At 39.1% G+C, this 10,875-nt stretch carries 9 protein-coding genes; 3 read left to right on the top strand and 6 right to left on the bottom strand.

Going from position 1 to position 10,875, the window contains the following annotated elements; translation table 11 throughout:
- Positions 1-204: 204 nt before the first annotated feature.
- Together AC07U8_RS18985 and AC07U8_RS18980 are read left to right on the top strand one after the other, a co-directional pair.
- Positions 205-1,080, top strand: a complete 876-nt coding sequence (locus tag AC07U8_RS18985) for an acyl-CoA thioesterase (RefSeq protein WP_315079000.1) — start codon at positions 205-207, stop codon at positions 1,078-1,080.
- 151 nt (positions 1,081-1,231) lie between these two features.
- Positions 1,232-2,470, top strand: a complete 1,239-nt coding sequence (locus AC07U8_RS18980) for a dicarboxylate/amino acid:cation symporter (protein WP_034614383.1) — start codon at positions 1,232-1,234, stop codon at positions 2,468-2,470.
- A gap of 102 nt (positions 2,471-2,572) precedes the next feature.
- Here the strand turns inward: AC07U8_RS18980 and AC07U8_RS18975 are convergent, their stop codons facing one another.
- The 6 genes from AC07U8_RS18975 to AC07U8_RS18950 form a co-directional block, all read right to left on the bottom strand.
- Positions 2,573-3,520 carry a metal-dependent hydrolase gene (locus AC07U8_RS18975; RefSeq protein ID WP_494738409.1) on the bottom strand — a complete coding sequence of 316 codons (948 nt, stop codon included), beginning with the start codon at positions 3,518-3,520 and terminating at the stop codon, positions 2,573-2,575.
- Between the two features lie 136 nt (positions 3,521-3,656).
- Positions 3,657-4,514 carry a ribosome biogenesis GTP-binding protein YihA/YsxC gene (gene yihA, locus AC07U8_RS18970; RefSeq protein ID WP_004816856.1) on the bottom strand — a complete coding sequence of 286 codons (858 nt, stop codon included), beginning with the start codon at positions 4,512-4,514 and terminating at the stop codon, positions 3,657-3,659.
- Between the two features lie 130 nt (positions 4,515-4,644).
- A complete protein-coding gene (locus tag AC07U8_RS18965; RefSeq protein WP_494738408.1) occupies positions 4,645-5,088 on the bottom strand; it encodes an RrF2 family transcriptional regulator in 444 nt (147 codons plus the stop codon).
- A 94-nt stretch (positions 5,089-5,182) separates the two neighbouring features.
- Entirely contained in the window at positions 5,183-6,391 is a 1,209-nt protein-coding gene (gene hmpA / locus AC07U8_RS18960; RefSeq protein WP_494738407.1) for an NO-inducible flavohemoprotein, read from the bottom strand.
- A 318-nt stretch (positions 6,392-6,709) separates the two neighbouring features.
- Positions 6,710-8,269 (bottom strand): helicase HerA-like domain-containing protein, encoded by a 1,560-nt coding sequence (locus AC07U8_RS18955; RefSeq protein ID WP_034614375.1) that lies wholly within the window; start codon positions 8,267-8,269, stop codon positions 6,710-6,712.
- 302 nt (positions 8,270-8,571) lie between these two features.
- On the bottom strand, positions 8,572-9,762 hold the full coding sequence (locus AC07U8_RS18950) for a PLP-dependent transferase (RefSeq protein ID WP_494738406.1): 1,191 nt from the start codon (positions 9,760-9,762) through the stop codon (positions 8,572-8,574).
- A 180-nt stretch (positions 9,763-9,942) separates the two neighbouring features.
- Here AC07U8_RS18950 and AC07U8_RS18945 point away from each other — a divergent pair, with 180 nt between their 5' ends.
- Complete coding sequence (locus AC07U8_RS18945; protein WP_004725673.1) at positions 9,943-10,668, top strand: type 1 glutamine amidotransferase; 726 nt, start codon at positions 9,943-9,945, stop codon at positions 10,666-10,668.
- Positions 10,669-10,875: the final 207 nt, after the last annotated feature.

Raw genomic sequence — 10,875 nt, 5'->3', positions numbered from 1 at the left:
TTCTGACAAACTGCGGGTCGCTTGTCAGATTTTATCGTTAAAAAACGTATTTTAAACAATCCATCAGCACAAGAGAAGTGACAATACAGTTTATGAAAATTTAATGTTTCTCTCAGGACTTATGGCAAAATAGAGTTAAATCTCTAAAATATGGATACTTTGTTCTATCCATTGGAATAAAGTCAGTATATAGAAAGGTCACTTATGAATGCTTTAACCCAAGAGCTTGTAGAGCTTTTAACCCTTGAAAAACTTGAAGAACATATTTTTCGTGGTCAAAGTCGAAATTTAGTTGGTAAGCGTGTTTTTGGTGGGCAAGTTTTAGGACAAGCACTGCGGGCAGCATCATATACCGCTGATCGCCCCGTACATTCTTTACATGCATACTTCCTATATGGCGGGGATATCAATGCTCCAATCATTTATGAGGTTGATCGGTTACGTGATGGCAAAAGCTTCTTAAGTCGCCAAGTACGTGCAATCCAGCATGGGCGTACCATTTTTTCTGCAATGGTGTCATTTGCAACACCTGAAGAAGGCTTGAATTATCAAATTGCTGAACCAGAATATCCAGCACCTGATGAATTAAAAGCTGAGCAAGAGCTTAAAGAAAATTTAATCAGTTTTATCCCAGAAAATATTCGCGCTGCGTTTATGCGTCCACGTCAGGTAGAAATTCGTCCGATCAATGTAACCAATCCATTTCAGCCACAGCCTGAAGCACCATCTTATGCACATTACTTGCGTACTCATGAGCCATTAGCCACAGAGCAGGCGGATGATATCTCGTTAAATCAGGCAATTGTTGCGTTTTATTCGGACTATACCTTAATGATGACTGCTTTGCGTCCGCATGGTCTCAATTACCTCTCGCCAAGTTTACAATGTGCCAGTATTGATCATACGATCTATTTTCATAAGCCAGTGAAGGCAGATGATTGGATGCTGTACGATATGGATGCAACAGTCAGTGCAAATTCACGCGGTCTGAATTTTGGTCGTATGTGGCAAAATGGCGAATTGGTTTGTAGTACGGTGCAAGAAGGCTTGATGCGGGTACGTGAAATCGAAAACCAATAAGACTTTATACTGATACTCAAATCCTAGAAATAAGCCATCATCTATGATGGCTTTTCTATTTTTTAGCAGAGCTTGTGACAAAAAAATGCTCGATTCTAAATAACTTCAATGGCATAGTTCAACGTGTAAATATTTATAATAGTCAGCGAAGATGAGTTTAAACACCCAAATTTTTATTGCAGCCATTCTTGGTGTGGCATTTGGATTTTTATTAAATCAATTTCCTAATACTCAATTTTTAGATGCCAGCATTTATGGTTTGAGCATCGCCAGTAGTATTTTTATTGGTTTATTGAAAATGCTTTTGGTTCCACTTATTTTTAGTTCAATCTTGGTGGGTGTTTCAAACTTAGAAGCGGGCAGTCAACTCAGTCGAGTTTGGAAAATAACCTTGGCTTGTTGTGTGACCACAACGACATTGGCACTTATCCTCGGTTTAGCCTCAACACATCTATTCAATGTGGGACAAGGTGTGGATATTGCAATGTTCCAAGATGCAATGAATCAACATAAAAGCCCAGATTCACTGACACCCAGCTCATTTTTAACCAATTTTATTCAAAATACCCTCATCAATCCATTTAAAGCATTTAGTGATGGTAATGTTTTGGCAGTGGTGCTGTTTGCTTTGTTATTGGGTTTGGCACTGGTACATGGTGGAGAGCGTTTTAATTCAATCAAACAACTGGCACGTCAGTTTTTTGACATCATGATGATGTTGGTTGGTTGGGTGATGAAAGTTGCGCCAATTGGTATTTTTGCATTAATGGCAAAGCTGATTGCAACAGAAGACATCTCTATTTTAAGCCGTCTTGCTGAGTTTGCTATTGTTGTTACAGGAACCACCATATTTCATGGTGTTGTGGTTCTGCCATTGTTGTTATGGATCTTTGGGAAAATGGATCCGATTACCTTTTTTAAAGGAACGCGTGCAGCATTAATTACAGCATTTGCAACCAGTTCAAGTTCTGCAACCATGCCTTTGAGTTTAAAGTGTACTCAAGAAAATTTAGGCGTGCGTCCACAAATTGCAGGCTTTGTGATTCCTTTTGGTTCCCAGTTAAACATGGATGGAACAGCACTTTATGAAGCAGCAGCAGCGCTTTTTATTGCCAATTTAATGGGTTTAGAATTATCAATCACCCAGCAGGTAATTGTCTGTTTGACCGCGATGATTGCTTCATTGGGCGCACCGGGTATTCCAAGTGCGGGCATGGTCACCATGATCATGGTGCTGCAATCTGTGGGATTACCAGCGGAAGCAATTGCGATTCTTCTGCCAATTGACCGTATTCTCGATACTGTACGTACCGTAGTGAATGTACAAGGGGATATGATGATTAGTGTAGTCGTTGACCGAAACACCAAAGATATGGAAAGTTCAACTTAGTCTATGGTTAGGATCTTGTTCTAAAAGATTGGCCCAAAAAAAAGCAGGATCTTAATCCTGCTTTTTTATTTGATTTCAGTATTCATCACTATTTAATAGTTATTATGCTGCAACTCTAGGCAATGCACGTTTTGCTGCAGGAGATTGATCCAAATAAGCAATCGCATCTTCTGTTTTAGCTTCATGTACTGGATCATACCAAGGCATTAAATAGCCCAATTGCTGTGAAACCAACCATAATGGATGTGGCATTAAGCGATTATCTGATTGTGCGATACTCGCCCATTCACGCCAAATCCAAGGCTTATAGAAAGCAGGTTTTTTATCTGCATAACGTGAGTCTTGCCCCATGATATGTGCAGCACCATCAACCCATAAGCCTAATACAGCGGCAATCACGATAACACTTTGATAATAACGAGAAATATAACCACCACCTAAATGACGATACAGATCAAAAGCCACTGTACGGTGTTCAATCTCTTCGGCACCATGCCATTTGACTAAATCAAGCATATTTGGATCTGCACCCAATTCCGCCCATTTTTTATTGTAAAGGGCGTATTTACCCAAGACACAAGTCATATGTTCAACAGTGGCGACGATACCTAAACGGAACAAATCCCATTGATGATCAAGGACTTTGGGTACTTTAAAGCCGAGTGGTTGATCTGCGAGTAATTTGCCAAACAAGAAATCCATAATTTCAAGATTACGTTGAATATCAATATTACGCACAGTTAAGTATTCTTTATTTGCTGAAGCATGTGCTTGAGCATGCATCGCTTCTTGGCGGATAAAGGCACGAACATCTTCAGCTAATTTTTCATCTGTGATTTTGGGTAAAACACGATTGTATAAACGGCAAAACCAAAATTCACCTGCTGGAAGAATGTTGTTAATTTCATTGATAAAGTAGCTGACAAATGGCTGATTTGGAATCCAATCGACAGGGGTATCTTGCCATTCAAATTTCACTTTACGTGGTTTGATGTGGTACTGAATAGACGATCCAATCCGACTGTTCTTTAATTTAGCGAGTAGCTTCATCACAGTGTCCTAATTTTTCTTTGGTGATTTCACACTTTATTATTCAAGTATAAAAAAATGTCCTAAATAGTTATTAGCAATTTAGGACATTCCAGTATCAATATGTGATGAATTTTGTTAGACAAGACTTTTTTATTTATGCTTGTGGATTTTCATCTACATTTCCATCAATATTTTCACTATTGAATTCGGATTCTTGGTCTTGATCAATGAACTCATCATCCAAATCATCTTCAGTGGCTTCAGGAATTGCATCAATATCAAAATCTAAAGTTTTGTCTAAGGTGTAATTTAAGCGACCTGCCATAATTGACGCGAGTTCTTCTAGACCTTGTTTATTGAGTGATGAAAACAGTTGTATCGAAAAATTCAACTTCATTTTCTTCAATTGTTGTTGTACATCTAACAACACTTTACTGGCAGGGCCACGGTTGAGTTTGTCGGATTTAGTCAACAGTACATGCACAAACAAGTGACGTGAATATGCCCATTCCAACATCATCACATCGAAGTGTTGTAAAGGGTGGCGAATATCCATGAGCAAAACCAGACCTTGTAAACTTTTGCGATGAATCAAATAATTTTCAAGTTCTTTTTGCCATACAATTTTCATTGCTTCAGGTACAGCTGCATAACCATAACCTGGTAGATCGACAAGGCGTTGATCTGGATTACCTAAACTAAAAAAGTTAATCATTTGCGTACGGCCAGGTCTTTTCGACGCGCGGGCCAATTGCTTTTGATTGGTCAATGCATTGATAGCACTTGATTTTCCTGCATTTGAACGGCCTGCAAAGGCAACTTCATAACCAGTATCTTCTACACAAAGATTCAGTTTAGGCGCACTCATTAGAAATTCAGCTTTACGCAACCAGTTCAAAGATGAAGTTGAGTATTCTGAAATCGCAGGATCAGCCTTTTTTTCATAACTGATTTTTTGTTTAGGGGCGCTTGAGGTCTTACTATTTTTAGACTTTCCACTGCTGCGATGCATATTTCAACTTCAATAAACGGATAAACAAAGTGCATTATAAAGGAAGTCGGAGATTCAAGCGAATTTTGATCGCGTTAACTGGAATATTGGTTATTGAGATACTGGATTGTGGACGATGAATTTTTGTGAATTAAACATTGAGATTGGGAATAGGCGAGTTTACGATCTTTGGATGTTGTGGTGGCGCATTGAGAACATCGGCAACAGTATAGTGATCTAGGCTTTGATAAAACTGTTCAACGGCCTGATCTAAAATACCCTTTAAGCCGCAGCGTGGACGTAGCACACAAGGTGGCGTATTGCACTCTACAATTTGTGCATCGCGTTGGAGAATTCTTACAATATGTCCTAAGCGAAATTCTAAGATATCTGGGTTTAAGCGCAAACCACCGCCTTTACCTCGTGTGGTAATCACCCAACCTTGTTTTCCCATAAAATGCACAATTTTGACCAAGTGATTTTCTGAAACATGTAAATCTTCTGCAATTTCGGCAATTGTATAAGGCACATCTTTTGGAGGCGCGATGTACATTAAGATGCGCAGGGCATAGTCGGTAAATTTATTTAGTTGCATGTAGGCTGCTCATCTATGGGTAAAGATGTATCTCATCCTGAAATAAATAAGGCCAGTCTATCATAGACCAGCCTTATAAAGAACGGATGGAGATTTAGATACCTGCACCACCCGTACCAAACGCTTCACTATGAATTTGTTCAGGTTTAATACCACGAGCCACCAATGCTTGGTGCTGTTGTTGCATAAATGGTATTGGGCCACAAAGATAATAATCAGCATGGGCTGGGAGTAATGCTGTATCAAGCGTTGCTAAGTCTAAACGACCAGCCACATCATAGTCCTCACCTATAACATCACCGCTATGTGGGAACTCATAAGCTGTAAATGTACTGAGACGTGGGAATTTAGTTTTTTGCTCTTGGATATGTTGTTTCATCGCATGTACTTGGCTACTGCGACATGCATGAATAAAGCTAGCCGGTTGAGGCATGTCTAAAGTCACCAATTGGTTAAGCATTGCAATCATTGGGGTTAAACCTACACCCGCACTAATGAAGACATTACGTTTGCTACTATCAATCAGGTAGAAGTTACCTGTTGGAGCAGACACTTCAATTTCTGAACCTTCAGCTAAGCCATGTAAAGTATTTGATACCCAACCACTTGCCAAATCACCTTTTTCATCTTCACGTTTAACTGAAATACGTAAATAGTCTGCTTGTGGACTTGTCGATAGCGTGTATTGACGTGGTTGTTTTAAGCCTAATGCTTCAACAAATACGCGCACTGAAATATATTGACCCGCTTCATATTTAGGTAATGCACCACCATCGACTGGTGCAAGATAGAAAGAGGTAATTTCTTCGCTTTCATCCACTTTTTTAGCGATTTTAAATTTACGCCAGCCTAACCAGCTGCCTTGAGTTTGTTGGTGCTGTTCATAAATCGCTTTTTCAGTACTGATAAATAGATCGGCCAATTGCCCATAAGCTGCAGCCCATGCGTCAATTAATGGATCTTCCATCGAAATAGTTAATACTTCACTAATTGAATGTAATAGGTTTTCACCGACAATGTTGTAATCAGGTGCTTGAATATTCAGACTGACATGTTTATGGGCAATCAGTTCAACCACAGGCAAAAGTACTGAAGGATCTTCAATATTTTCAGCATATGCTAAAACAGCACCAGCCAAAGCTTGAGCCTGTGCACCACTACGTTGATGCCCCATATTAAAGGTTTCTTTTAATTCAGGATTATTGCTGAGCATGCGGTTATAAAAATAACCGGTAAGTGCTACACCATTTTCGCGAAGAACAGGAACTGTTGCTTTTACAAGGTCAATTTGCTGCGGAGTCATTGTTGATCTCTCTTGGCTGTCATTTATAAGATGTATTTAAAATACATCTTATAAAATGTATTTGCAATACACCTTTAAGAAAAACACATAAAATAATTATGGTTTAGTTTGAGTTTAAGTTTTATTGATTGAAATTATTGAATTTATTTTTAAGTTTTTAGATGAATTTTTTGAATAAGTTTTTAGATATGCTTTTAGATATGTTTAGCGGGCTTGATAAGCGGTATAAGCGAATAAAAACATAAGCAAGAAGATAAGCTATAAAAATGGAGAATAAAAAAGGAGCGCTAACGCTCCTCATATTTGTGTTTAAACGAATCAACGCCCACCAAATAATGAACCTAACAAACCGCGGACCAGTTTTTGTCCTGTAGGACCACCTAAGGTTCTTGCGGCGCTTTTAGCAAAAGTTCCGATCACGTCTTGAGTCAGTTTGGCACGTGCAGCTGCAGCTTTTGCTTCCTCTTTTTCTAAGCGTTCTTGCTCTTTGGCTTGTTGTTTATCGATGGTCTGTTGTTGCTTGGTGAGCTCTTCTAATTGCTTGGCTTGTTGAGCCACTGCATCAAAAGCCACCTGCTGTTGTGAGCTATCAGAAACTTTACGTTGTAGCATTTCATAAGCGCTATCACGATCCACTTCATTATCATAAACACCCGCAACAATACTTTGTGCCATTAAGGCTTTTCGTTCATCTAAAGTGATTGGGCTAAATGATGAGTAGGGTGGCATCACCATCGCTCGTTCAACCACTTGAGGTGTACCTTGTTCATCTAGGCAACTAATAAGCGCTTCACCAACAGCCAGTTCTGTAATTGCTTGATCTACTTTAAACTCTGGATTAGCGCGGAAGGTATCAGCAGCAGTTTTTACTGCTTTTTGATCTTTAGGGGTAAACGCGCGTAAGGCATGTTGTACACGGTTGCCCAGTTGTCCTAAAACATTTTCTGGAATATCTAATGGGCTTTGTGAGATGAAATAAATTCCGACACCTTTAGAGCGAATTAGACGGACCACTTGTTGAATTTTTTCTTGTAAAGCTGGGCTGGCATTATCAAAGAGCAAATGCGCTTCATCAAAAAAGAACACCAATTTTGGCTTATCTAAGTCACCGACTTCAGGTAGCTTTTCAAATAATTCTGAAAGCATCCAAAGCAGAAATGTTGCATAGAGCTTTGGTGTGTTCATCAGCTTATCCGCAGCCAAGAGGTTAATATAACCATGTCCATTGGCATCAGTTTGGATAAAATCCATAATATCAAGGCTTGGCTCACCAAAGAAACGTTGACCGCCCTGATCGCCTAAAGCCAATAGATTACGCTGAATAGCACCTAAACTTGCTGGTGAGAGATTGCCGTATTCTGCTTTTAAAGCCGCAGCATTTTCACTGACATAGGTCAGCATGGCTTTTAAATCTTTAAAATCAATTAACAGTAAGCCTTGATCATCTGCAACACGGAACACCGCTGAAAGTACACCTTCTTGAGTGTCATTTAAATTCAGCATTTGCGAAAGTAACAGTGGGCCAATTTCAGAGATTGTGGTACGGATCGGATGTCCTTGCTCACCAAATAAATCCCAAAAAATAGTCGGTGACCCAGCAAAAGGAACACTGTCTACCCCTAAGCTTTTAATGCGTTCTTCAAATTTAGGATTGGTTGAACCTGCTTTGGCGATACTGGAAACATCCCCTTTGGCATCGGCAAGAAATACGGGTACACCAATTCGTGAGAAACTTTCAGCAAGCACTTTAAGGGTAACGGTTTTACCTGTACCTGTGGCGCCTGCAATTAAACCATGACGGTTAGCAAATTGTGAATGTAATACAATATCTTGTGTTGTATCTGAAGTTTTTTTTGCGATGACGATTGGTGTGCCCATTGTTATTCCTATAGCTTTAATTTGAGTTTGGATATTCTTTATCTGACTCAATATTTATATCATTGTTGTTATACAAAATTGCATTAAATGATGATGTTGTAAATCTGTTTTTATTGTTGAATATGACTGTAGGGTGGTGTGGATTGTTTCTTGAAATGCACAGGGAATAAGTAAAAGCTAAATGTACTTTTCGCTGAATGATCTCTGCACTTAATCGTGTTTAAAGGTGAGTGTAGGGCCCTTGCCATCATTTATATAGCAAAGACCCAGAGATTATGTATTAAGCCTGCTGAGTTGAAATATTAAGCTTGAATGGCTTGAAGTGCGTTTTGAATATCTTGGATTAAATCGTCTGGATGCTCTAAGCCAATACAGAAACGAACCAATAGACCTTGCTCTAGATGTGCGCGTTCTAAATGACGCATGTCAGTCAGATTATAAATCATGACTAAGCTGATAGGACCACCCCAACTAAAACCGAGTTTAAATAAAGATAAATGATCACAAAACTTTCTGATTTTGTTGATATCAAACTCAGGTTTAAAAATAACACTAACAAGACCAGCACTTTGTCCTGTTTGACAGGTCTGGTTCCAATAGGTGTGACTTATATTGTCAGAATCCGCAGGGTGTAAAACTTGAGCAAACGCATTTTGACTCTTTAACCAATTTAAAATCTTTAAAGCACTTTGAGACTGATGCTCATAACGAATTTGCATTGAGGCTAAACTACGTTGTACTTGTGCAGCATCATCACCTGAAATCGCGATACCTTGAATGGCATGCATACGGAACAGTTTATGATGTAAAGCGTTATCTTGAGTGACCACAGATCCCATTAAAATATCGCCGCCGCCACTTGGGTATTTGGTTAAGGCGTGTACACTGATATCTACACTTAAATGTTCATGACTAAAATCAAAGGCATTAAACGCTAGGCCAGCGCCCCAGGTATTGTCTAAAGCCGTGAGGATATTTTTTGCTTTGGCTTTTTTGACTAAACTCACCAAATCAGGAAATTCGAGTGTGACTGAACCTGCGGCTTCTAACCAAATCAGTTTGGTATTTTCATTGGGTTGGAATGTGTCTGCATCGATAGGATTATAAACTTGAACGATAATGCCATAACTTTTTTCAAGATGACGTAGATGTTCCATGTTGGGACCATAGATATTGTCAGCGACCCAGACTTCATCTCCATGACTTAAAAAACATGAATTGACCAGATTAATCGCAGATAAACCACTGGGTGCAAGCAAGCAATATTCACCACCTTCTATTTGGGCAATGTGATCGCCTAGAGTAAACGTTGTCGGTGTGCCATGTGTACCGTAACTATAGTCATAACGATCTGTCCAATGGCGATTAAATAGTGCATCGGTATTTTCAAATATAATTGTTGACGCACGAAATAGGGGAGGCTGTATTGTATTTATATATTGTGGTGCTTTACGAGAAGAATGAATTAAAGCAGTAACTGGTTTTTGTTTCACAGGAATACTCAATTTTTGTTAATAGCTGGACTAAAGTAAGCAAAACATAATCGCTCAGTGACGAAAAGCAATAAATTGTGAAAAATAATAAATAAAATTGATATTGGCTTCATTTTTGCATTTATCCAACTATGTTTTGTGGTTTGTAGCGTAATTGATACAACAAGAATAGGTGATAACATGAAAAAACTTAAAGTGCATTATTTTCAGCATATTGCAGGTGAAGGCTTTGGTAGCTGTTATGAGTATTTAAAAGCAATGGGCGCAGAAATTACTGCAACAGAATTTTTTGCTTTACCCACAGATTCACAATTAGAAATAGAAGCTTTGCCGCATGTCAATGATGTGGATTTACTCATCATTATGGGTGGGGAAATGAGTGTAAATGATGAAGCCAACTATCCTTGGTTAAAGGTCGAAAAACGATGGATTCGCCGTTATTTGGCTTCGGAAAAGCCCGCAATCGGGTTGTGTTTGGGTGGGCAGTTGATAGCCAATGCTCTAGGTGCCAATGTTCGACGTAATACTGTGCAAGAGATTGGCTGGACCTTGGTCAATAAAAGCAACCATGTGCCAGAAGGTTATTTCCAATTGCCTGAGCGGGTCAATGTCATGCAATGGCATAGTGAGACCTTTGATATTCCTAAAGGCGCAATTCGTTTGGCGGAGAATCCAGCATGTCCCAACCAACTTTATCAGATTGGTAAAAATGTATTGGGGTTTCAGTTCCATCCAGAAATCACCCCGCATAGCTTAAAAATCTTCATTGAGCATGAAGAAGAAGATATGGTGTTTAGTGGAGTACACAGTCAATCATTATTGAAGCTAAAAAAATCGCAACAAACGGATTATGTGATTGGGAATCAGTTGCTCAATCATGCGATTGACTACGTTTTAAGGGTTTAAGCTGGTGTTTAAATAATAAGCGCTTTATTTATAATTAATTACTCAAAAAAAGGTAAAAATGTCCAAATAAGTTTGCTTAAGTGTTAAACAATCGTTATAATGAGCGACCCTCCGATATGGTGGGGTGAATGGCGAAGAAAGTCATTCAGATCGTTACAGTCGTGGCATCGATCACGACCTTAGTGATTTTCACTGCCTTTGACACTT

The organism is Acinetobacter sp. GW821-FHT01E09 (assembly GCF_059422385.1).
The sequence above is the reverse complement of the archived record's forward strand: the minus strand, read 5'-3'. Positions and strand labels throughout refer to the sequence as shown.

Coding starts and splice junctions, on each gene's coding strand:
- yihA (WP_004816856.1), bottom strand. CDS start 4,514: ATGCATCGCAGCAGTGGAAAGTCTAAAAATAGTAAGACCTCAAGCGCC.
- AC07U8_RS18955 (WP_034614375.1), bottom strand. CDS start 8,269: ATGGGCACACCAATCGTCATCGCAAAAAAAACTTCAGATACAACACAA.
- AC07U8_RS18975 (WP_494738409.1), bottom strand. CDS start 3,520: ATGAAGCTACTCGCTAAATTAAAGAACAGTCGGATTGGATCGTCTATT.
- AC07U8_RS18965 (WP_494738408.1), bottom strand. CDS start 5,088: ATGCAACTAAATAAATTTACCGACTATGCCCTGCGCATCTTAATGTAC.
- hmpA (WP_494738407.1), bottom strand. CDS start 6,391: ATGACTCCGCAGCAAATTGACCTTGTAAAAGCAACAGTTCCTGTTCTT.
- AC07U8_RS18980 (WP_034614383.1), top strand. CDS start 1,232: ATGAGTTTAAACACCCAAATTTTTATTGCAGCCATTCTTGGTGTGGCA.
- AC07U8_RS18985 (WP_315079000.1), top strand. CDS start 205: ATGAATGCTTTAACCCAAGAGCTTGTAGAGCTTTTAACCCTTGAAAAA.
- AC07U8_RS18945 (WP_004725673.1), top strand. CDS start 9,943: ATGAAAAAACTTAAAGTGCATTATTTTCAGCATATTGCAGGTGAAGGC.